Source organism: Cupriavidus sp. LA-1 (genome assembly GCF_055385985.1).
On sequence record NZ_AP031390.1, the window covers coordinates 83,853 to 104,644 of the forward strand.

The following is a 20,792-nucleotide window of genomic DNA, read 5'->3' on the forward strand; positions in this document are numbered from 1 at the left end:
TTGTAATGCACTAAAGCCGTGAGAAACCAATCCGGACTGCCCATAAATTCCGGAAGTCGCCACCCACAATGGCTTGCATCAATGGCGGAGAGCAATCGAGAGATGCGCGCGTATGAGGCGGATGTAGCGAACTACGAAAGCTGCTAGGCATGCGCGGCGCAGATGTTGGCCAACCTCGGCCGCATTGACATCCTGGTGAACAACGCCGGTATTACCCGTGACATGGCGTTCAAGAAGATGGACAAGCCGAACTGGGATGCGGTGATGAAGACCATCTCGACTCTGTGTTCGATGTCACCAGGCCCCTCTGTGATGGGATGGTCGAGCGCGGTTGGGGCCGGATCATCAACATCTCGTCAGTCAACGGTTCCAAGGGCGCCTTTGGCCAGACCAGCCACTCCGCAGCCAAGGCCGGCGTGCATGGTTTCAGCAAGGCGCTGGCTCCCCGGAAAGGCGTGACGGTCAACACGGTGTCACCGGGCTATCTGGCCACCAAGATGGTGATGGCCGTGCCCAAAGACATCATGGATAGCAAAATCCTGCCGCAGACTCCAATGGGGCGTCTGGGCAAGCCAGCGGAAGTGCCGGGACTGGTCGATTTCCTTTGCTCGGACGATGCGGCCTACCTGACCGGTGCGAATCTCGCCATCAACGGCGGGCAGCATATGGGCTAAAGTACCGCTGGGCTGTCTGTCGCTCTCAAGGCGGTGGACTGCTCAAAGAGGAATCGGCCAAGGGCGGAAGCAAGCTGACCGCATTGGTATCCGCCCCAGCCACCTTGCTGGAAAGCCGTATTAACGAATCACTTATGCCCCTATCTGCCGGTTGCGGTTTCATGATCGCGCTGACTCCAGACGAGGTTCTTAAAGTGTTCTCGCAGTTCAGGTGGGCTGCTGGCCGCAGACGAATCACGCCCGATCTGGCTGGTCTGGTATGCGACAGCTCAGTAGATGCGCGGTAATCGGTAGTTTCAAGAAGCTCGGTATTGTCACCAACATGGGTTTCCAACCCTTGAACAGGGGGCAGTGAAGAGCTAGAATTTTTTTGCGAATGCTAAGACTAGCGCGCAGGCCAGACCCCAGGGTCCGAGAGAGAATAGATTCGGCCTACTGCCACGGGCGATAGCGAAGTTCCATTGCAGCTGTCATCGACACCGAAGATTCGCAACGGCTTTCATGTGGCCGCAATGCCGCCCGCCAACCGAGGTGTATTCGCATAATGGAACGAACCTAGCATGTTGTCTAAAACCGTTGCGCCTGTGGACAGGCAACCACGGGTTACGCTCGAACGCTGGCGGGTCCGGGAGACAGCACGAGGTGATCGATATTTCGTCGGATTCTGTGTTGAAACCCAGACGGGACGTGTGAGTACGGCCATCCAGTCCTTTGACGTTGTCACCGGCGTGGGCACAACCGCAAGCGGACGGCGATACTTGCTGTCCGGCTGGCCATGCTTCGATGCTGAGGCTGAACGTCTTTGGCTCCAATTGGCGGAACAGTATGCCATCACCGAAACCAACGATGTCAGTATGGAATACTTGACTGCCCAGAAGGAATGACATTCTATATGTTATTGGGGGGCGACCGTCGAAAATAGGGCATCGCGCGCTGGAAAGACGAGGAAAACTCCGGCATTGGGTGGACTACGTACGGCCTGTGGGGCTGGAAAGCCGGAATCCGATCGGACAACGCTGCCCCCGGGCCATCGTTAGGGATGGGACTTTTCTGGCGGCTCATTGCTTTGCTGGACCTGAAGAGTACCCTTCACGTAGGCACCAATATAATAATAGCCACGTTTGACTGATCCATTTGTCTCGGGTGATATGGCGGCCCCTCATGACTTGAGGCGTCAGGAGCGAACTCGACGTTCACCGAGCGACATGGACCAACTTGACGATCTGGTATTCGATTCACGTCTAACCGAGCAAGCGCGTCGCTTAGGGAAAGACTGATTTAATCAGCGCGGCAGTCATCGTTGACTGGCGTGCAAGCGTTGTCATGTGCATGCCCACGATATGAGTCGGAGATGAAGCGACAGATCAGTTTTGCGGAAGCCGAGAGCCACGGCAAGAAGCGGGTGACGCGACGCGAGCGCTTCCTGACGGAGATGGAGAGTTTGGTGCCGTGGTCGCGCCTGATTGAGGCGGTCGAGCCGTACTACCCCAAGGGAAAACGTGGACGGCCGCCGATCGGTCTGGAGCGGATGCTGCGCATCTACTTCCTCCAGCAGTGGTACGGGCTGTCGGACGAGGCGCTGGAAGACGCGCTGTACGACAGCATGGCGATGCGGGCATTTGCCGGGATCGACTTGGCGGTCGAAGCGGTGCCAGACGCGACCACGCTGCTGAAGTTTCGCCGCCTGCTCGTCGAGCATGAACTGACGCGAAAGCTGTTTGACGAGATCGGCATCATGCTGTGCGAGCGGGGGCTGATGATGAAGGAAGGCACGATTGTGGATGCCACCATCATCGAGGCGCCACCATCGACCAAGAACAAGGAGAAGAGCCGCGACCCGGAGATGCACCAGACCAAGAAGGGTAATGAATGGCACTTTGGCATGAAGGCGCATCTCGGCGTGGATGCGACTTCGGGGCTGGTGCACAGCGTGGTGGGCACGGCGGCCAACGAGTCGGATGTGTCGCAGGCGCATGCCTTGCTGCATGGCTACGAAGAGCACGCGTTTGGCGACGCGGGCTACACGGGCGTGGACAAGCGCAAGGAGATGCAAGGCAAGTCCGTGAAGTGGCACGTGGCCGTCAAGCGCGGCAAGATTAAGGCAATGCGTGACGGTGCGGTCAAGGACTTGCTGATCGCTGTCGAGCGGGCCAAGGCCCAGATTCGGGCGCGGGTCGAGCATCCGTTCCACGTCATCAAGAATCTGTTTGGTCATCGCAAGGTTCGCTACAAGGGCCTGGTCAAGAACACGGCACAGTTGTTCAGCCTGTTTGGTCTGGCGAATCTGGTGCTCGGCAGGAAGCTGTTGTTGGCCTCACAGGGGAGCAATCCGTCCTGAGCGCGCAAAGCGCGCCAGAAATGGTGCCAAACGAGAGAAAAATGGCTTGAATCGGCCCATCTCTCCCGCGTTGCGAAAACCGAAATCCTTGGCTTGTGCAACATCAAGCGCAAACCTCATTGATCAGCGATTCCCTAGGTATTGAATCACCCCTCGAAGTCAGCTTAATCGAGTGGAATGGCCATTGTTTTTATCCCGTCACTGGCCTGGATCATCGCGAGCAGCGTATCCTCATCGAGGTGTTCAGGATCGATGCCCGCGGGAAGCTGGAAGCCGTTTTGGTGTTCCAGTATCCGCCGCCGATCCGCGATCTCTACCCGAATTAGAACGAAAGTAGCCCTTGCTTGGCGATTTCCTCTTGGCAGGGGTGATCGTCCCTTTCGTGTTAGATCCGGCAGTATGACCCAAAGAATCTATTGCGAATCAAAGAGTTGAAATATCGCTACTCAAGTGAAGGCGGGCGTCACAAAGGCAATTTCGAGGCGCGATACACTACAAGCGTCTGTATCCGGTCACCACGAGTTTGTTGCACGTCCTAGCAGGAGGTAATGCGAAACCTTAGGGACAGGTGGTGCTTGACCTGAATCCGATATCTCTTCTCTCACGCTGCCACCTGTACGATGCGGCGGAGACGATGGCCGGACATTTGCACTTCGCCGCCGGGACACGAAGACAAGGCACGATAACGGCCCCTTATCGCAGGGTGCCAGAACGCAGATGGCCACAGACCGCCCCGTCTCCACTAGAATCGACCAGAAGCCGTTTCCCAGTATTTTCAACGTGGCACATCAGCAGGGTTTCATCCTGACCCGGCATTGGCGCGATATGCCGGCTGGCACCGAAGTCGAAATCTGTTGGGAGAGGGCGGGCCGGTAGCAAGCGTTTCTCGGGCGAACGCTAGCTTGTCCGCTGCTTCGGCGCCTGGCGCAGACGTAAGCCCACGGCCATGGAGTCGTAGCGACGCCGCACTATCTCTCGATAGCGCACGACCAAAGCTGCAAGGCGAGGGTGCGGACGGAAGATCGGTAAGTGGTCTTCAATGTCAGCGCAAAGATGCATGCCCAGATCCATCTCGACCTCCGTGTGTCTGGTCGGCTTCGTCACGACCGATTGCCTAAGACATCTGGTCGCAAGTGGAGTATCAACGCCACGCATATGAGACCGAAGCCCAGGCGCGGCGCGACGAGCGCAGTCAGCGTTGCGGTTGTGAAGCCTGCAAGGACGACGAGTGATCGGCGCCTTGCCATACGCCGCATCCGAGCCGACACCTGCGTGGCGTCCGCACGAGCCAATATCTGGTGTTCGAAGACGTTGTAGGCAATGTCAATGCAAACAAACAGCCCGGCGTAAAGCATTACTGGGGACGACGCGAGCTTAGTGCGCGCAACACAGCGGCCAGAGGGCCGCGAACACCGGCTGATCCGGTGCCTAGAGTTCCAGCACCATGATGGTCACGATCACCTCGAAGACCGCGTCGGAAAATGCAGTCAGCCGGTCCGCGGTTATCTTTCCTTCACGCATAACGCCCTCCTTGAGGTGAGCAAGAGCTTGGTCACGTGATGAAGACGGTGAATCCTGCGACCGAGAAGCACCTAAGTGTTTCCCCGATTGTCTTGTCGAATGTATGCACCAATAATCCTGCCCTCGGCTGGCACCAGATTGGCGCATCGATTCTCAAGGGCCATGTTCTAACAACAAGATAGGAGGAGGCCCGCGTGTTTCGATTTGAGTATGGGCGACCAATGTCTACGCACTGCTTGGCTTCGCAGACGCCGAGGAAATTCCGTTAAAGGCGGAAATCGTGAAGGACATGACGGCATGTATAAGAGCCGCGGGCCTTACCGTGTCCGACGCTGCAGCCATGCTCGGGACACTTCCGTCGGATCTCGCCCTGGTTCTCTGCGGCAAGTTTCAAGACATCGGCGCAGATGAGCTGCGCGGTTGGCTCGCGCGCCTTAGCTCGCGGTTGTGGTGATTGCAGCGCCTACACCCAAAAGAGGGTTGTCCGGCCAAGCCGGTATCCAGCACCATTCGGCGCCCCAGACAGGCGAATGACACAAAACTGAAAAATCACCGCGCTAAGCTGGCGCGGTAGCGTTTTTTGTTGGCGCCACGTGCATACGTGGTGGTATGGGTCGAAAGCCGAACACAGAATCGGGACGACCGGAAGACAGGGGTCAGACAAACTTTGTGAGAGACAAGCAGGATGACGAGACGCATTGCATTGGTGACTGGCGGTATGGGCGGGTTAGGGGAGGCCATCAGCCTCAGGCTGCACGACGCCGGCTACGACGTGGTCGTGACGCATACGCCAGGCAACCCGAATGTAGACAACTGGCTCGCCACTATGGAGGCTGCCGGCCGCAATTTCCGTGCGTACGCGATGGACGTTGCGGACTACGATGCCTGCCAGGCAACGGTGGCAAAGATTTTTGGCCAGGTCGGGCAGGTCGATATCCTGGTGAATAACGCCGGCACCACCCGCGACATGGCCTTCAAAAAGATGGACAAGGTGAACTGGGACGCCGTGATTCGCACCAACCTGGATTCCGTGTTCAACGTGACCAAGCCGCTGTGTGACGGCATGGTCGAGCGCGGCTGGGGGCGCATCATCAATATCTCGTCCATCAACGGTTCGAAGGGTGCGTTCGGGCAGACCAACTATGCGGCCGCGAAGGCAGGCATGCACGGGTTCACGAAGTCGCTGGCACTGGAGGTCGCTCGCAAAGGGGTGACGGTCAACACGATCTCTCCGGGTTACCTGGCGACCAAGATGGTCACCGCTGTGCCGCAGGAGATCATGGATACAAAGATCCTGCCTCAGATTCCGGCGGGGCGTCTTGGCAAGCCGGAGGAAGTGGCAGCCCTGGTTGCCTATCTGTGCTCCGAGGATGCGGCCTACGTGACCGGATCCAACATTGCGATCAACGGCGGGCAGCACATGCAATGACCGACGGGGCGGAACATGATTCTGCCCCCTTTGTGACTCCATATCGCGGGAGCACATACAGATCTACCTCACACCCGATTCGCCATCAGTCCCCCGCCTTTTAAGTGAAGAGGACTGAGCGTCCAAACGCGTGTCGGAAGAGCGATAAATCATCACAATCGGAGAGCAGCGTGATCTTTACTCAGGAACAAATTTTGGCGGTACAACAGACCAACCTCGAATCCCTGTACAGCCTGACATCCAAGGCCATCGAGGGCTTTGAGAAGCTGGTTGAGCTGAATATGCAGGTCGCGAGAACGGCTCTGACGGAGAATCTGGACGGCGCTAGGCGCGTGCTCTCCGCCAAAGAGCCGCGGGAATTTCTCGAGGTGCACGCGTCGCTGGTGCAGCCGGCTGGCGAGAAGGCTATGGCTTACGCGCGCCACCTCTATGAGATCACCTCGGAAACGCAGAAAGAGCTTGCCGAAGTGGCAAAGGCCATGCTGACGGAGGGCTCACAGAAGCTCTGAGGGACTGTCGACACCTCGCCAAGAATGCGCCGGCCGGCGCAGCCTGGGGAAATTGCTGAATCCAACATTCAGGGGGCCACTGTGGCAACGAATTCCGCCCAGCAAGTCGGTGTGATGGCTCGTGCCTCCTCGAAGAAGAACCCTCGAAGAAGACTACGGCTTCCGCCTGATCCTGCTGCCAGGGATATAGGCAAGCGGCCGCTACGGACTACGGAACGGTCGGATTCTCACGTGATCGGGGGCGTCTCTTTCGGCCCACGAAGCGTCGACCGGTTTGGGCGCCCGAGTGTCCGTTTGCGAATGGTTGCGGCAACGCTATAGGCAGGAAGGCCCGTCGGGACTGGTGTCCTGCAAGCGCGGCCGGCCGAGCAACATGACAGGTGTGCCGCTCGTTAAGTCGTACCTTGGGCGCAGCGCTTGGGGAGATGTCCATCGTCCATATCCTGCTGCGCAATCGTGTGATTTACTGGTTTGTGGAGTTCAAGGAGAAGGTTCCCATTGCGCGCATGGAGGCAGGCAGCTGGAGTCCGCTGTTGACGGTAGCTCGGCCGGCCAAAACTGATGAACGCTTCACGGTCTACCGCCGTAAAATGGCAGGGGCCGGCATCGATTCGATTCTAGGTTTGTGCGCGTCATCAGCCAAAGCCCTGGAAGGGGCAAGCTCAATCTGCGCTCGGGCGGGAGCTGGAATCCGAAGAAATCGTCCGCGACTTACCGAAGACAACGAAGCGGCCTTTGCCGGCGTGTTTAGCCGCGTAAAGTGCGGTGTCCGCCCTCAGGAAAAGCTCGTTCCTAGTGTTGCCGTCGCCGGGCTTGTGAAGCGCACCACCAACGCTCGTACGGCATGTAATCTGCTGGTCATCAATGATGCAGGGCACGGAGGTCGCCGCGATTATCGCATCGGCGACACGTTCCACTGCATGCAAGCCAGAAACCTCCTCCAAAATCACGGCAAACTCGTCGCCGCCAATCCGGGCGACGGCGTCGGTTTCGCGAACACAGCACCTAAGGCGCGTCGCGAGGACGTTCAGAAGCTTATCGCCTATCGGATGACCGTGAGTGTCATTCACAAGTTTGAAGTTGTCGAGGTCGACGAGGAGCAAGGTCACTATCCGCCCGCTTGTCTCGCTCAGTGCCATGGCCGATTCCAGGCGTCGGTCAAAGCCTTTCCGATTGAGCAGGCCAGTCAGGTAGTCTGACACCGTCTTTTGTTCGAGCTCCCGCATCTTCTGGCGCTCTACCGTTATGTCTCTGGCGAACACATGCACGCCAACGACGGCGTCAGCCGTCCCACTCCAGGCAGGCTGATAAGTGACCTTAAAAAAAACAGGCGGGTTCTCGTCAGGATGCTCAGCGTCAAACGTGACCAGCTCGCCTGAAAGCGCGAGTTTGAGGTGAGGCCTTATCGCGTTCGCATAATGGTCTTCGCCCCAAAGGCCCCTGGGTGTCAGACCGATGATTTCACCCGCAGACATCCCGAATCGCTGTTCGTACGCTTGGTTGACGAACACGTAGCGTTCGTCCTTATCGAGATAGGCAACGAAATCCGGTATGTGATTGGCAATGGCATGGATGCGTGCTTCCCGTTCCTCCGCCAGCTTCCTTGCTTTCAACAGGGCACTCGTGTGTTCGGCAAGTTGGCCCATGACGCTAGAGAACGTCCTGGCTAGGGCGCCGATTTCGTCTGCTCTGGAGGTAGGAAGCGCCGCGCGCGCTGGCAAGTCCATCGCGCTTTCCTGCACGGCCCGCTCCAGATTCTCCAACGGAGCCAGCAGGCGTCTGGCTACCTGCCACATCAGCAATCCAGCAATAGCCAAGGTTGCTCCTACCATTGTTAGAATTTTTAGCCTGGCACGGATGATTGGCGAGAAGGCTTCTCTGGCCGGGAGTGTGGCAACCAGCTCCCACCCTGCTGTTTCAAGTCGATGTCGAGCCACAATGGGCCGCGTTGGCCAAGCGAATTCCCATATGGAGATGGCCTGGTCGGTGCCGCATGACTCATGTCCGGAAGCTGCAGGTTGAAGTACCTTCGCCGGGTCAGCATGGATGACGTAGCGAGGGGACTGCCCGGACGAGACAAGGCAATAGGCTCCGGTTATGCCGATGCGACTCCGGGACAGCGCCTTCAGGAAGTTTTCGCGCTGGAGGTACAAGCTTCCCACAAGAACCGCCCGAACGCGTCCATCAGCCGAGCGCACAGGTACGGCCATGGCGATGCCTGGCGCACCGGTTACCTTAGTTATCACCGGTTCGGAAATGACAACAGATGCGCCGCGCAGAATGTCCTGAAAGTACCGCCGGTCCGAAACATCAGGACTCTGGTCTATCGGCCTGGTATCAAATGCCCGCTTACCGTCCGGCCAAGCGAGAAATACCCAATCGAACAATTCAGGAATGGGAGCGGCCTGCTCAGTGACGCGCTTTAGCGCCGCCGGGTCACGGTCCAGCAGCGGGGCAAGCTGCTCGGCAAGCCGGCGCAGGATGAGGACACGTACTTCGAATTTGTCGTCAAGTTGCTCAGCAACCAGTTTGACCTGTGCATCCTGCTGTGCCTGCAGGGAATCCTTCAGGTTGGCGAAGACGTAGTGGCGTGCAACCAGAATCAGCAGGACCGCGAGAAGAAGAACCACAACGACTGTTGAAGCGACCACCCTGGACTTTAACGACCAGCGCACCATTCCTTCAGCCTTGCTCTTCTTCACTGGCTAATCGCTCATGGTCTAATTCGCCGCCTTACTTGGAGGCGAGCCGTATTGTTCGGAACGTTGACGGAGGAGCGACCATTGGCTGCTCACCCGAATGGGGCATCGAATGTTCAATGTTAGCGGAATTCCGAAGGGGCATGCGCGTTTTCACACTTGGGGTGAGAGCCACCAGACGCGGCCTCGGGAGCAACTTGCTTCCCCTACGAGTCATGGCGAAAATGAGCCGTCAGGCGCACAGCTACCCACAACTGACGCACAAGTTGGCCGATGGAAGAAAGCATTGACAAGTCAGGCGGGGCGGCATCGTGGCAGGCTTCAACGGGTCAACCGTCGGGAAGATGGCTGCATAATCGGCCGTCACGGTATGGCAGAGCGTGGCCGACATCAAGGAACATGCATCGAGGTTACTCGGCCCAAACAGTATCGGTGCCCCGTAGTAGATGCCCGGCCAGGATGTAATCGCCAAGCCTCATGGCCTTCGCTTCCAAGGCTGCCAATTCGCTGGCAGTCAACTCGGTCAGCGCAAACTGGCAATAAAGATTGCGCTGACGAAACGTTAGCTTTGGGCGCTTCAATCCGGCGACAAGTGCCGCCGGCGACTTGACGGCAATACTCTCATGGCCGCGATACTCAACGCGGACTCCAGCCTTCTCACCCAGGTGACTGAGTTCAGAAGCGTCTTGCCAGCCAGATTCGTAGTCCAGTTCGACGAGTCCAACCCCTTTTGCCTCAAGTAGCCTGATGGCTTCCCCTCTGGTCCCAGCTCGAGCCGTCGTCATTCCTGCCCCCGTTCAAGTCCACGACGCGGCCGCCAGTTGGCGTCTGCGTCCCGTTGAGTTCAACCCAATGCTGTTCTTTGCACCTTGGTCTATGGCGAGTCCAGCGTCACCAGCGTTGGCCTCGCAAACGCCTTCGCTTGTCACCACAGGGAGTCGTGTAGTCTCCCTCAGATTTAAGGTAAAAATGTCTCTTAATTCTGACGTAAGAAAATTTTAAGTCAATATAGACTGGCCCTGTAGTCCTGCTACCACCCGCGTAACCACTCCGGTAACGCGGGTTCTTTTTTTGATTCGGAGGGGGCAGTCCCATGCAGGGGAAGAATCGATACTAGGGATTACCACAGACATGCCTTCGAGTCGTTGAACAGTATGTTGCGAGCAGCTAAGATGTCCCTTCTGGGCGTGATGGCACAAGCGCCCACCAGCCAGACCTTTGCGTCCGAGAGCAACCAAGCGGCCAGTACTAGCTAGGCCAGCTGTCACGGACGGACGGTAGTGAAGTCCCGTAGCACTATTAGACCAATAGCTTAGGAGACGAATGTGCTGAGTCATCATGAGTTCGCCACCCTGGTACTGGTAAACGACAGCCCTGACCCTGCGGAGTTGGACAGCGCGGATGTGGAGGCACTGTGCGCGCGGCAACTGGTTACGCTGGAGCGGCTCGGGCCAAACCGTAGCCGACCTCGGATCACAATCCAAGGATACGTTGTTCGCAAAGCCCTAGACCGGGTTCGAGCGAAGGCTTGCCGAGCACAGCAGGCCTGTCGATAAGTGCATCGCTCTGTCCCATAGAGAGTCGCCGGCATCGACGCTTCCTTGGGCCTTCACGTCGGCGACCGCCGCAAGAGGGCGCGACATTGTAGTTGTCATTCACTTGATTCCCACCATAACGCCTAACCACCGGTTAGCTCAGGGGATGGGCCGCACTTAGGAGATGCAAGATGACTCAGTGGACCGCAGAACAATACACGAAAGCGCAGTTGGCGGGCCTTGAAGCCCTGGTCGGACTAACCAACAAGGCCGTTGAGGGCTTCGAAAGAGTGATGGAGTTGAACCTCCAAACAATGAAGACGACCCTGGCGCAGACCCGGGAGGGCGTAATGAAAACCCTCTCAGTCCAGAACCCGCAACAACTCGTCGAATTGCAAATCGAATTATTTCAACCTGCAGCCGACAACGTTTTGGAGTATCGGCGTCAACTGCAGGACATTCTTGCGGCTACGCGGGCAGAGTTCGAGAAGGTCGCCGAAGTCCAATACACAACAAGCAAGGGCCAGTTGCAGAATCTCATTGATAGCGCAGTGAGCAACACCCCATCGGGCTCGGCGGCGCCTCTGGCCGCCTGGCAGGAGGCCGTGAAGGCGACTACTACGCTCTATGAGTCGATGCAGTCGACGGCAAAGCAGGCCATGGAAGTAGCCGAGAATGGTTTCAATACGGCTGCGGCGGCAGCCTCGAAAGGCGCGCGACATCGTGCAGCACAGGCGTCTTCGGCAGCTGCGAAGTAGGTCAGCTTTGGCTCCTGGTTGGCGCATTCACGGTGCCGAGGGGGCCAAATTCTCGGAGGATGCTGGTTCTCGGTGAAGAGCGCTGGGCCTCGCCTCATCCATGCGGTTATACCAAGACATAGAGGATTGGAGACATGACCAAAAAGCTTGCCGTAGTCACGGGTGGTATGGGCGGTCTGGGCGAGGCCATCAGCATCCGGCTCCAGGACGCTGGTTATTTGGTGGCTGTCACGCATTCTCCCGGCAACAGCGGTGTCGCAGACTGGCTTGCGCGGATGGCAGAGCAAGACCGGAAATTCCACGCCTATCCCGTCGACGTCGCCGACTATGACTCGTGCCAGCAATGTGTGGCCAAGATTCGCGCTGAGCTGGGCTTCATCGACATACTGGTGAACAACGCCGGGATTACGCGTGACGCGAGCTTCAAGAAGCTGGACAAGGTCAACTGGGATGCGGTCATCCGCACCAACCTTGACTCCGTGTTCAACATGACGAAGCCAGTCTGCGACGGGATGGTCGAGCGGGGTTGGGGACGTATCATCAATGTGTCGTCCATCATTGGGTCCAAAGGCGGCTTCGGTCAGACCAACTACGCGGCCGCCAAGGCCGGCTTGCATGGCTTCACCAAGTCGCTGGCGCTCGAAGTGGCTAAGCGTGGCGTGACCGTCAACACCATCTCGCCGGGCTATATTGCCACCAAGATGGTCACGGCGGTGCCGCAGGAAATTCTGGACACCAAAATTATTCCGCAAATTCCTGTTGGCCGTCTGGGACGGCCCGAGGAAGTCGCGGCGCTTGTCGTGTATCTTTGCTCCAAGGAAGCCGCTTTCGTGACTGGCGCGAACATTGCCATCAATGGCGGGCAGCACATGCAGTGAAACGATACTCCGCTCAGGTCGGAACTGGGGCGGAGCATCATTGCTAGCTGCGCTGGCAGATCGACGAGGGCTTGTGCAGTCGCACAAGCTGATACTGCCCGGTCCGCGAAAAATGGACCCGACCGTTTGAGGGTGCAAAACGTACCCCACGGCCTGGAGACCCGTCGAACCCTCAGTTGTCCGTCGGCGAGCGGCGGGTTGGAACCGGTGCAAAGTCGAAATGGGCGGCGGCATACACGGCATTGCACGCCCATACTTCTCCCCCGCCCTTATAGAAGGTCACCCATTTGCCGTCGCTAATGCATTAGGCGCCTGGGAAGACCTCGTCATGGCCGTTGGGACCGTCCAGCGGGAAGGGCGCGCGTGGCGTGGCCCAGTAGCGGCCGGTCGGTAAGGCCTCGATCACTTTTCTCGACATTCTCTTCCGGACCGCCATGCGGGGTCACTCAACGCGCTATCCACCCGCCGCCCCGGCGAAGCGTATTGTGTCAACCCTGCAACGGTGTAACACCGCCACGAGACATCCTCGTGTAGTCTCACTGCCAGTCACCTCCTGCTATACGGTGCAATTTCGCCATGGGGCAATACCTCCAAATTACAGTCCGAGCCTTCGGCATCGGCGCCATCATTGTGATTGTCGCCCTTGTATCCCGGCAAGTATATCTGCGGGTCGCTGCGGAAGCTGGTGTTGCCAGTGCGGACAACGAATCCACGGCAACGAAGTTGATCCGATGCGAGGCGATACATAGCCGCCTGCAGAATCGGCATGTTTCCGAAAAAGCTGTGGATACTGACGAGGGGCGACGCGCCCATTGCATGGAGTCCTGAGTTCGCAGTAAACCTAACCGGTCCGGTTGACTGCTGTGCCATCTCTTTCGCATAAAGGCGCCGATGGCTGTGAACAGGATTTGTCCTCCGCTTGGATAATCCGATCTCGCGCAGTCACGCGGGGCAGGACGACTGACTGGGAGCTCCGGACAGAAGTAGCGCCAGCGCGCTGCGTTGACATACCCGTGGGGCCGCAAGGCGGTGGCGAGCGGTTGTAACTGCTGCATGCCCTTTCCGACCGCATCAACTGCATTTCACACGATGCGAAAGCCCGACCAGGCCAGATAGAAAAGTCCAGCCGTCGCCACGAGGGCTGCCAGAAGCGCGTAATAGCGCATTCCATGACATGGCTGTTCCGGGTGTCCCGGCTCATGAAAGATTACGTTCCTCATCCCTTACTCCCGTTCAAAAGGAGTCTGATTGCAGTCTACGCTTTACTGGACAAAACCTAACCATCCCGGAGTGTGGGACGTACCGGGGAGACGGAAGCAAAGCATTCCGCAAGGGCCCTCGGGATCGGACAAGGTGAATTTCAGGCGAGGCTACCGCAGCAAATTCCTTGCCAGGAGGCCCTTTACCAAGAGGCGACTCTGATGCATTCTGCGCGTACTTCCACTGCAGGGGCAGTTTGTGAAAGCCAAAGCCAGGGCCACAGTTGTTTGCGTACGCGACGACCGTGTGCTACTCGTTTCTAGGGACGGAAGCAAGTGGGCTCTGCCTGGTGGGCGCCCGAGCAAAGAGGAGGCATTCGCTGATGCCGCAGGCCGAGAGTTGGAGGAAGAGACGGCCTTGACTGCCAAGGGACTGGTGTTCTTGTTTCAGGTAATTGGCGCGACGACAGTGCATCACGTTTTCGGAGCAAACATTGGCAGAACTGCTGTCCCGAGGCCTGGCAAGGAAATCTTGCGTTGCCAATGGTTCTCGCTTTTGGAGATGGCTGAGATCATCGTCAGTCCTACAACGCGCCAAATCGTCGAGTCGATTTTTCAGCTACACCGACGCTAGATGCTAGCGGGGCCGATGGCGGAGAGCAGGTGGCCGTTCGATAGCGCGGCATCGAAGCGAGGACGAACGGCATGAGGGCCAGGATTGCGCGGCCTCAGCGTGGATGCCAGTCGGCGTCCCCCATGCGGGCGATTGCAGAGCCCAGTATCGACACGGCCGGACAATCCTCTCTTAGTAGTGGCGCAGCTATCACAAAAAGCGGGAGCTAAGGCTAGCGAGCCAACCGCGCAACTCTTCTGCGCGAATATCTTGAAACTTACCGCAGAGAACCAGGGCGAAATCCGATTGAAGCGTCCCAAGCAGGGTTGCAGCGTCGGACACGGCAATTCCTGCGGCTCTCATAGATACCGTAATGTCTTTTACGATTTCCGCCTTAAGCGGAATTTCCTCAGCGTCTGCGAAGACAAGCTGAGCGTAGACATTGGTCGGCCCATACTCGAATCGAAACATGTGGACTTCCTATCTTGTTGTTCTTGAACATGGCCATCAAGCGTCGCTGCCAATATGGTTTCCGGCTAGCTACAGCGCGTTGACCCGAAGGAACGCGAGGCCGGCGTAGCCGGGAGGCGGGCGATAAGACTCGGTAACAGGGCTTTGTCGTGCGTGATCAGCACGCAGATGTCTCGCGCGCCACTAGTTTCGCTTGCCCTCGGACCACTGTTCTGCGTGGCGGACTATTGACGGAATCTCCTTGTGTCGCCATGGCTTCCGTCCTCCATGACGGGGCGCACACTCGATGCCTGCCGGTCCGTACCGCGCAATCTCTGGCCGATGCGAAGGGTTTTGGGTTCATCACTCCGGACGACGGCGGCGATGACCTGTTCGCGCACTTCTCCGAGGTTCAGGGAAACGGCTTCAAATCACTTCAGGAGGGCCAGAAGGTCAGTTTTGAAGTCAAGCAAGGTCCCAAGGGAAAACAGGCAGCGAACATCAAACCGCCGTAAGTTTTTCGCGCCGCAAACGCGTCCTGCCAGGGCAGCGATCGGCCCGATGCGTGATCGCTGTGGGTCTGGAGCGTCGAAAGGGGGCGCGTACTCCTCGCCTTTGCCCAGCGCTCGAGAAAGGGCCTCAACTTGTCAGCGCGACTGGGATGCATCAGCTTGCGCATCGCCTTGCTTTCAATCTGACGGATCCGCTCGCGGGTCACGTCGAACTGCTTGCCGACCTCTTCAAGCGTGTGGTCAGAGGTCGTATCGAGCCCGAATCGCATCCGCAGGACCTTGGCCTCGCGCGGCGACAACCACGATGGTGCTAGCCGATACGCTTAGTACGGCGACTAGCTCAGCTTGGCCGCACGTCTTGGCTCACGGCAATGCCGAATGGGGAAGTCTTTGCTTGCACGCAGTTCCTCAAACCGGACTGCGGCATCGCCGACGCACGCCCACCAACAATCGCTACGTTCTCCCTAGTCATACATGTGGCTGCGCCCGAGCAGAGCGCAGGAACATCGGCCGGTTGCAGCCAGCCAGCTATGAATTGCCCCATCGCATCAAGCAACACGTCAGACGTCAGTCCCGCTGCGCCGGCCAGAGGCGGGCAGATGATCCAGGCGGTGCCGTCGCTCTCCAGCACTCGCAGGGTCTTCGGCAAGTCAGCGGGCTGCAGGATGTAGTCGGTGCCGCGCACATCCTCGAGGGCGAACGCCTGTGCGAAATCGTCGGCGTGCCGCTCGCCCAGGCAAACCACCACTTTTGGCCTCCAGAGTTGGCGGATCTCATCGATGAAGGTGAAGCGCCGGCCGCCGCGGCAAAGGTCGAGGTAACGTTGTTTGGGCACCAGCTCCGGCTGGCCGCGGAATGCCTTCGACCAGGGTGTCTGGTTGATCTCGCGGGCAGGCAGTGGAAACAGACTGAGCTTGAACTCCGCGCCGTACGGCGCGTACAGATGATGGTCGAAGTAATGTTTCCAGTCCCGCTCACCCAAGGGGGCCTTGAGGACGTGTGCGCGTGCCGCGGCCATGATCCGCGCGATTTTCTGGTGCGACTGCCAGCGCGCCATGTGGTCGCGGTGCCCGTCTCGGTACGCATCGTCCCAGGCGCGGGGCTGCGCGTGCGGAACGAGCGGGGCCATTAGCGACTGCGCCGTCGGATGCGGTGAGCTGTCACAGAACCAAACTGCCGCGCCCGGATTACCCCCTTCCATCCCTACGTACGACGCGAAATACCGGTCCAATTGCTCACGCGTAAATACCATCTTAAGTTCTTCTTTTTTCATGCCTCTACCGCGTGGTTAAGTGAAGGACGCACAAACGCTGAGCCGCATCAGCGTTTTGTGCACTGCACAAACTAGGCGGTTATGAATTCTCCGCGCGAATCCGGATGTTTTCTCCCCCCATACGAGGGGTATGCCCCTCTCTCACCCCCCCCCTTGAGTGGGGTAGCGCAAAATGCAACCTCAAGGCGCTGGCGCGCGAGAGGTGGCGCAGCCAGCAAAGAAAAAATCCCCGGCCGAAGTGGTCGGGGACTGTGAGCATGCCGGCTGATCGCGGAACCCGCCGGCGAAGTAATGATCACATGCCCTGACGCCAGGGCGCATCCCTCTAAATAGAGGTATCGCAGGAATGCGACGGCGCCATCGCAGTCAGAGCATCATGAGCGCGAACGGCATTGGCTGGGAGGACCTCACGGCCACCTATCTGAACGACGGCGACTCCCGGGTCGTGCGCCGGCAGGGTCTGGCAGCGCAAGCCTGGCTGGTGCGGCCATTCTTCAATGACCATTTGACCTTTGGCATCGGCTTTGGTCCCTATTTCGCGCGGGACCACGACGGTGGTGGCGGCGTCACGCGGACTCTCGGCCTGTTCATCACGTCGGCGAGCTATCGCATCAGTCCGTCCTGGACTACGCGCTTTTCCTGGCATCGCACCGTCACGACCAATAGCCGGGATTAGCCTGCCGGAGCCACCAATCGAGTTGGACTGGATATGCGTCCGAATGGGCCAGCAGGCCGATGGCCGTCGACAGCAGCAAGTTCAAGGCAGTCAACAGTCGGGACCGCACTTTACGCCAGGCAAGATCGACAAGCGCCAGCAGCAGATTGAGCAGAGCATCCTGCGCTATCTCGACGCACTGGAGACCGCCGACCGAACCCAGCCCGCTGAAATCGTAAGTCGCACGGCGCTCATTTGACCTCCCCGCTGTTTCGGGCTGGACATTCATGCTTTTGTAACCTTCCTGTCTTACTTTTCCGCCAGCCGTAGGGAGGGCGCGATGGAAGGTCTGGTTGGGCGGTTCGAGAAAACAGCTGCCGGTCGGCAGGAAATAGCCTCACGAATAGGAACGCTGGACCGTCGCACTCGGGCGCTCCTCATTACGGTGGACGGGCGAACCAGCGCGAGGGACCTGTTGGTGCGCGCTCGCCAGCTTGGCCTTGAGTCGGAGGCCGTCCATGCGCTACAGCAAGCGGGACTTATCCAGCACGTTGGCGAGCTTGGCCATGTCAGCGATGTCCAGCCATCTGTAGCATCTCTGCCTTCTGGCGCGAAGCAGAATATGCAATTCCGAAAGCGCTCACTTGCCGCAGCTCGAATGTATCTGATGGATGTCATGGTGCGCACGTTGGGCACGGGAGAGCATCCAATTCGGACACGTCTTATCGAGGCCACGGATCGGAGTTCCGTCGAACAAGCTTTTGAAGCGTTCTTAGAAACGCTGCGAGAGACCGCCACGCCATCCGTGGTGGCGCATATCGAGGAATCCTTTCGCGACCAACTCCCCCTTTGACAATGATGGCGCTCAACTCGGTGAATGTTGTCCGAGCCAGATCGTGGGACCGGATGATGGGTGCAAGGACGCTCCTTTAGGAGGCCATCTAATGCCGGGTGGTGACCTAGTCTAGGCAGCCAACTTGGGCGAGGACCAGGCCGGCCGCAACCTGTGAATGTCCCGCAGCAGGGGATATCCACTCGGTATTCAGAAGCGCCCGTCACAGCGGGGGGCGTGCACCGGACGCCCCGCGTGGTCGACACCTTTCTATCGAGCGAGCTTTATCGGTGCTCGTCGCGGTGTTGACATGCGATGCACCATTGCAAGGCAGGCCGGCTTGGGATCTCCCGAAGTTTGTGACGTGGCTCGTAACCGCGCAAGGTTGCTACCAGAAGATTCGGTACCTCCCGGGGGCGGTGTCGGAGAACTCCCGATTGGTCTGCGGCGCACTGGCCCCCGGATTTCGAGGCACTGGCTCGTTGATCGGGTGCACACTCGACACGTTTCTCCCCAGCCGACGTGGTGAAATTGGTAGACACGCTATCTTGAGGGGGTAGTGGCGAAAGCTGTGCGAGTTCGAGTCTCGCCGTCGGCACCAAAAAACTTAGAAGCAGGATGCAGACGGCTGCGGTTCTGGATTTTGAAACGACGGGATTGTCGCCAAGTCTTGGTGACCGAGCCACGGAGTTCGCCGCCATCTTGCTGTGCGACGGTCAGATCGTCGACCGTTATCAAAGCTTGATGAACGCTGGAAGGCGTATCCCCTCGCAGGTTGTAAGCCTGACCGGAATAACCAATGACATGATTGCAGATGCGCCCGCTGCATCGAAGGTCATGAGTGAAGCGGCCCGTTTTATCGGCAGACATCCGGTGGTAGCCCATAATGCTAGTTTTGACCGAAGGTTTTGGCAAGCCGAGCTTGGGCTACTGGACATCGCAGCCAATCAGCACTTCGCGTGTACGATGCTCACTTCCAGGCATATCTACCCACACGCTCAAAATCACAGGTTATCGACACTCGTCGATATGCTGCAATTACCTGTGACCGGGCGTGCGCACCGAGCGATGGCCGACGCTGAGATGACCGGCCATCTGTGGCATCGCCTGCAACACGATATCGCTCAGACGTACGGAATGAGGCAGGTCGATTACGCACTCATCGCCCGTGTGCAGGCCACGAGCAGGGCTAAGGTCCCGACGCTCCTGCGCTCGCTAGGTGAGGCCTAGACGCCAATCATCACCCACCGGTTACCAAACGGCCTCCGTATAAAAGATCCACTTTGGCGAAAGCCTGAGGCAGCCTTGGCTTCACGTTCTATCGGTCGTTGTCCAAGATTGACTCCTGACCCATTTTCTTGAATTCAGGCGGCATTACATCGATGTTTTTCCATTGGATGGTGGCCTATGATGATGATGTGTAAATAATTTTGCGTGTAAGCTTGATCAGCTTTAAAATATCTTCTCTCATCCCTCGACTAGAAAGGAAACTTGCATGGCATCCTATAAGGAACTCATGTCCCAGAAGCAGGCCCTCGAAGCCCAACTGGACGAGGTACGCGCTAATGAAGTAGCGGGCGTCATCGAGAAGATTCAGACCCTGATGGCGGAGTATGGCTTGACGGTCGAAGACATTTCCAAGCGCCGTCGCGGCCGTCCAGCGGGCAGCGGTGCAAGCAAGCCAAAGTCGGAGCTGCCCCCTAAGTACCGCGACCCCAAGACCGGGAAGACTTGGTCCGGCCGTGGTCGCCAACCGGCCTGGCTCGGCAAGAACCCCAAGAGATTCCTGATTGCAGAAGAAGCCTAAACCTCAGCTTCTGCACCCCAGAATGGAATTCGCCCCTGCCCGCAATGCAGGGGTTTCGTTTTTTGAGCGCAGCGCCATGTCCTTTGAAGCGATTCACGCCGAGATCATGCTTGCCCGGCCATACCTGATTCCTCGCGAACGTACAGAGAAAGGGATAAGGAATGGGTATTCTTATTGGCTGCGGGTTCCACCCAGCAAGGAACTGCGAGTCATCCGTCTTTCGCAAGAAAGTGGCAGCTACGAGCTCGTGCGTTCGGCCAGCGAGCGCAAAACACGAGAGAAGGTACGACAGCGTTTCTCCGGCTCAGTATCCGAGCTCTTGGCCATTATCGATGAGCAGGTTGAAATCATCCGAGAACAGTCACGCTAGCCACCTTTGCCGGCAGGGACCGAAGCAGTGGTTCGGCCATGGGGCAATCCCTCCGCATGTTCAGCCATTGCCGCATCGAGTTCCAGCGCCTTGCGCGGCACGCTGATCGTGCACTGGCCGCTCCCGGCGGCGCAGCAATGCTGCCCAACTGCTCGGGGACTGGATGCGATGATTCGAATTGGCGTGCTGCGGTTGGCTCTCGAGCCCATCGACGTGCGTGCCAATACCAAGCGGCTGCTGGCGCGCGTGGTGCAGGTCTTCGGCACAGCCCGATCTCATCACGCCTACCTGTTTGCGAACGCCCGCCACACCATGACGGCCTCGGCGTCTGGTGCGCCGCTCGCCGCCTCAACGAAATCATAAACTGGTGCAGATGATCGTCTGTCCGGCCCATGGACGCCTGGATGATCTCATGAAGCTGAGCCGACGTGGCTCAGGAATGAGCACGCACACGTCGCCAAATCTGCGACACGCAGCCATACAGCGTAAATCGGAGGGACAAGCGCCCTACATCGACGATGATCGCCGCGACCCAAGGAATCAGTTTTTCCACCGATCTTTGGCACTGCAGCAATAGCTGTCCCGCCTATAGTGAAACTCTGGTACAGCCCCTGCACCGGCATAGGTATGGGGGCCGCAGACGAGATCCCGCGGAACGTCTGCCTCGACATCGCCCTCATCAAAGCGATCTGGACCGATGAGGTCTGGAGCTTGAATCGTGGCCGCCGGCCAGCCCGGTG

21 protein-coding genes, 1 tRNA gene and 3 pseudogenes are annotated in these 20,792 nt (G+C 58.3%); 20 read left to right on the top strand and 5 right to left on the bottom strand.

Features of this window, described 5'->3' with window-relative positions; genetic code table 11:
• Positions 1-18 precede the first annotated feature (18 nt).
• From ACZ5MJ_RS34605 to ACZ5MJ_RS34640, 8 genes and pseudogenes are all read left to right on the top strand, one after another.
• A pseudogene (locus tag ACZ5MJ_RS34605) lies at positions 19-674 on the top strand (SDR family oxidoreductase).
• 560 nt (positions 675-1,234) lie between these two features.
• Positions 1,235-1,558: a hypothetical protein gene (locus tag ACZ5MJ_RS34610; protein WP_464227339.1), complete on the top strand. Its 324-nt coding sequence runs from the start codon at positions 1,235-1,237 to the stop codon at positions 1,556-1,558.
• 467 nt (positions 1,559-2,025) lie between these two features.
• Positions 2,026-3,012 (top strand): IS5 family transposase, encoded by a 987-nt coding sequence (locus tag ACZ5MJ_RS34615; protein WP_464222743.1) that lies wholly within the window; start codon positions 2,026-2,028, stop codon positions 3,010-3,012.
• 119 nt (positions 3,013-3,131) lie between these two features.
• The gene (locus tag ACZ5MJ_RS34620) at positions 3,132-3,338 is read left to right on the top strand and encodes a hypothetical protein (RefSeq protein ID WP_464227340.1); all 207 of its coding nucleotides are present in this window, start codon (positions 3,132-3,134) and stop codon (positions 3,336-3,338) included.
• Between the two features lie 391 nt (positions 3,339-3,729).
• Entirely contained in the window at positions 3,730-3,888 is a 159-nt protein-coding gene (locus tag ACZ5MJ_RS34625) for a hypothetical protein (RefSeq protein ID WP_464227341.1), read from the top strand.
• Between the two features lie 925 nt (positions 3,889-4,813).
• A complete protein-coding gene (locus ACZ5MJ_RS34630) occupies positions 4,814-4,987 on the top strand; it encodes a hypothetical protein (protein ID WP_464227342.1) in 174 nt (57 codons plus the stop codon).
• Positions 4,988-5,218: 231 nt separating this feature from the next.
• Positions 5,219-5,962, top strand: coding sequence for an acetoacetyl-CoA reductase (gene phbB, locus ACZ5MJ_RS34635; RefSeq protein ID WP_464227343.1), 744 nt, complete (start codon positions 5,219-5,221; stop codon positions 5,960-5,962).
• Between the two features lie 170 nt (positions 5,963-6,132).
• Entirely contained in the window at positions 6,133-6,471 is a 339-nt protein-coding gene (locus ACZ5MJ_RS34640; RefSeq protein ID WP_464227345.1) for a phasin family protein, read from the top strand.
• Positions 6,472-7,133: 662 nt separating this feature from the next.
• Here the strand turns inward: ACZ5MJ_RS34640 and ACZ5MJ_RS34645 are convergent.
• Positions 7,134-9,173, bottom strand: a complete 2,040-nt coding sequence (locus ACZ5MJ_RS34645) for a bifunctional diguanylate cyclase/phosphodiesterase (RefSeq protein WP_464227346.1) — start codon at positions 9,171-9,173, stop codon at positions 7,134-7,136.
• 407 nt (positions 9,174-9,580) lie between these two features.
• Positions 9,581-9,955, bottom strand: coding sequence for a PHA-granule associated protein 4 (locus ACZ5MJ_RS34650; protein WP_464227347.1), 375 nt, complete (start codon positions 9,953-9,955; stop codon positions 9,581-9,583).
• 941 nt (positions 9,956-10,896) lie between these two features.
• On the opposite strand from ACZ5MJ_RS34650, the gene phaP2 reads away from it, so the two are divergent.
• The 3 genes from phaP2 to ACZ5MJ_RS34665 all read left to right on the top strand — a co-directional run bounded on the left by phaP2 (position 10,897) and on the right by ACZ5MJ_RS34665 (position 14,174).
• Complete coding sequence (gene phaP2 / locus ACZ5MJ_RS34655; RefSeq protein WP_464227348.1) at positions 10,897-11,463, top strand: TIGR01841 family phasin PhaP2; 567 nt, start codon at positions 10,897-10,899, stop codon at positions 11,461-11,463.
• 134 nt (positions 11,464-11,597) lie between these two features.
• Positions 11,598-12,341, top strand: a complete 744-nt coding sequence (gene phbB, locus ACZ5MJ_RS34660; RefSeq protein ID WP_464227349.1) for an acetoacetyl-CoA reductase — start codon at positions 11,598-11,600, stop codon at positions 12,339-12,341.
• A gap of 1,458 nt (positions 12,342-13,799) precedes the next feature.
• The gene (locus ACZ5MJ_RS34665) at positions 13,800-14,174 is read left to right on the top strand and encodes an NUDIX hydrolase (RefSeq protein WP_464227350.1); all 375 of its coding nucleotides are present in this window, start codon (positions 13,800-13,802) and stop codon (positions 14,172-14,174) included.
• A gap of 189 nt (positions 14,175-14,363) precedes the next feature.
• Here ACZ5MJ_RS34665 and ACZ5MJ_RS34670 read toward each other — a convergent pair whose 3' ends face one another.
• The gene (locus ACZ5MJ_RS34670) at positions 14,364-14,624 is read right to left on the bottom strand and encodes an XRE family transcriptional regulator (protein ID WP_464227351.1); all 261 of its coding nucleotides are present in this window, start codon (positions 14,622-14,624) and stop codon (positions 14,364-14,366) included.
• Between the two features lie 251 nt (positions 14,625-14,875).
• On the opposite strand from ACZ5MJ_RS34670, the gene ACZ5MJ_RS34675 reads away from it, so the two are divergent.
• Positions 14,876-15,118, top strand: a complete 243-nt coding sequence (locus ACZ5MJ_RS34675; protein WP_464227352.1) for a cold-shock protein — start codon at positions 14,876-14,878, stop codon at positions 15,116-15,118.
• A gap of 107 nt (positions 15,119-15,225) precedes the next feature.
• Here ACZ5MJ_RS34675 and ACZ5MJ_RS34680 read toward each other — a convergent pair.
• Together ACZ5MJ_RS34680 and ACZ5MJ_RS34685 are read right to left on the bottom strand one after the other, a co-directional pair.
• Positions 15,226-15,414: pseudogene (locus tag ACZ5MJ_RS34680) on the bottom strand (sigma factor-like helix-turn-helix DNA-binding protein); the annotation flags it as partial.
• A 41-nt stretch (positions 15,415-15,455) separates the two neighbouring features.
• Positions 15,456-16,388, bottom strand: coding sequence for a transcriptional regulator (locus ACZ5MJ_RS34685; RefSeq protein ID WP_464227353.1), 933 nt, complete (start codon positions 16,386-16,388; stop codon positions 15,456-15,458).
• 376 nt (positions 16,389-16,764) lie between these two features.
• On the opposite strand from ACZ5MJ_RS34685, the gene ACZ5MJ_RS34690 reads away from it, so the two are divergent.
• The 8 genes and pseudogenes from ACZ5MJ_RS34690 to ACZ5MJ_RS34725 all read left to right on the top strand — a co-directional run bounded on the left by ACZ5MJ_RS34690 (position 16,765) and on the right by ACZ5MJ_RS34725 (position 20,415).
• Positions 16,765-17,064 (top strand): hypothetical protein, encoded by a 300-nt coding sequence (locus ACZ5MJ_RS34690; protein ID WP_464227354.1) that lies wholly within the window; start codon positions 16,765-16,767, stop codon positions 17,062-17,064.
• Between the two features lie 62 nt (positions 17,065-17,126).
• A pseudogene (locus ACZ5MJ_RS34695) lies at positions 17,127-17,269 on the top strand (IS5/IS1182 family transposase); the annotation flags it as partial.
• Positions 17,270-17,383: 114 nt separating this feature from the next.
• Positions 17,384-17,896, top strand: coding sequence for a hypothetical protein (locus ACZ5MJ_RS34700; protein WP_464227355.1), 513 nt, complete (start codon positions 17,384-17,386; stop codon positions 17,894-17,896).
• A 495-nt stretch (positions 17,897-18,391) separates the two neighbouring features.
• Positions 18,392-18,476, top strand: a tRNA-Leu gene (locus ACZ5MJ_RS34705).
• A 17-nt stretch (positions 18,477-18,493) separates the two neighbouring features.
• Complete coding sequence (locus tag ACZ5MJ_RS34710; protein WP_464227357.1) at positions 18,494-19,105, top strand: 3'-5' exonuclease; 612 nt, start codon at positions 18,494-18,496, stop codon at positions 19,103-19,105.
• A 265-nt stretch (positions 19,106-19,370) separates the two neighbouring features.
• Entirely contained in the window at positions 19,371-19,682 is a 312-nt protein-coding gene (locus ACZ5MJ_RS34715) for an H-NS histone family protein (RefSeq protein WP_464227358.1), read from the top strand.
• The gene (locus ACZ5MJ_RS34720; RefSeq protein ID WP_464227359.1) at positions 19,666-20,052 is read left to right on the top strand and encodes a hypothetical protein; all 387 of its coding nucleotides are present in this window, start codon (positions 19,666-19,668) and stop codon (positions 20,050-20,052) included. The genes ACZ5MJ_RS34715 and ACZ5MJ_RS34720 overlap by 17 nt, the downstream gene beginning before the upstream one ends.
• Before the next feature lie 90 nt (positions 20,053-20,142).
• A complete protein-coding gene (locus ACZ5MJ_RS34725) occupies positions 20,143-20,415 on the top strand; it encodes a hypothetical protein (RefSeq protein ID WP_464227360.1) in 273 nt (90 codons plus the stop codon).
• Positions 20,416-20,792: the final 377 nt, after the last annotated feature.

Excerpts from the sequence above, each read along its gene's own strand:
- ACZ5MJ_RS34610 (WP_464227339.1), top strand. The coding sequence starts at position 1,235 with ATGTTGTCTAAAACCGTTGCGCCTGTGGACAGGCAACCACGGGTTACG.
- ACZ5MJ_RS34615 (WP_464222743.1), top strand. The coding sequence starts at position 2,026 with ATGAAGCGACAGATCAGTTTTGCGGAAGCCGAGAGCCACGGCAAGAAG.
- ACZ5MJ_RS34625 (WP_464227341.1), top strand. The coding sequence starts at position 3,730 with ATGGCCACAGACCGCCCCGTCTCCACTAGAATCGACCAGAAGCCGTTT.
- phbB (WP_464227343.1), top strand. The coding sequence starts at position 5,219 with ATGACGAGACGCATTGCATTGGTGACTGGCGGTATGGGCGGGTTAGGG.
- ACZ5MJ_RS34650 (WP_464227347.1), bottom strand. The coding sequence starts at position 9,955 with ATGACGACGGCTCGAGCTGGGACCAGAGGGGAAGCCATCAGGCTACTT.
- phaP2 (WP_464227348.1), top strand. The coding sequence starts at position 10,897 with ATGACTCAGTGGACCGCAGAACAATACACGAAAGCGCAGTTGGCGGGC.
- phbB (WP_464227349.1), top strand. The coding sequence starts at position 11,598 with ATGACCAAAAAGCTTGCCGTAGTCACGGGTGGTATGGGCGGTCTGGGC.
- ACZ5MJ_RS34670 (WP_464227351.1), bottom strand. The coding sequence starts at position 14,624 with ATGTTTCGATTCGAGTATGGGCCGACCAATGTCTACGCTCAGCTTGTC.
- ACZ5MJ_RS34675 (WP_464227352.1), top strand. The coding sequence starts at position 14,876 with ATGGCTTCCGTCCTCCATGACGGGGCGCACACTCGATGCCTGCCGGTC.
- ACZ5MJ_RS34685 (WP_464227353.1), bottom strand. The coding sequence starts at position 16,388 with ATGAAAAAAGAAGAACTTAAGATGGTATTTACGCGTGAGCAATTGGAC.
- ACZ5MJ_RS34690 (WP_464227354.1), top strand. The coding sequence starts at position 16,765 with ATGAGCGCGAACGGCATTGGCTGGGAGGACCTCACGGCCACCTATCTG.
- ACZ5MJ_RS34700 (WP_464227355.1), top strand. The coding sequence starts at position 17,384 with ATGGAAGGTCTGGTTGGGCGGTTCGAGAAAACAGCTGCCGGTCGGCAG.
- ACZ5MJ_RS34710 (WP_464227357.1), top strand. The coding sequence starts at position 18,494 with ATGCAGACGGCTGCGGTTCTGGATTTTGAAACGACGGGATTGTCGCCA.
- ACZ5MJ_RS34715 (WP_464227358.1), top strand. The coding sequence starts at position 19,371 with ATGGCATCCTATAAGGAACTCATGTCCCAGAAGCAGGCCCTCGAAGCC.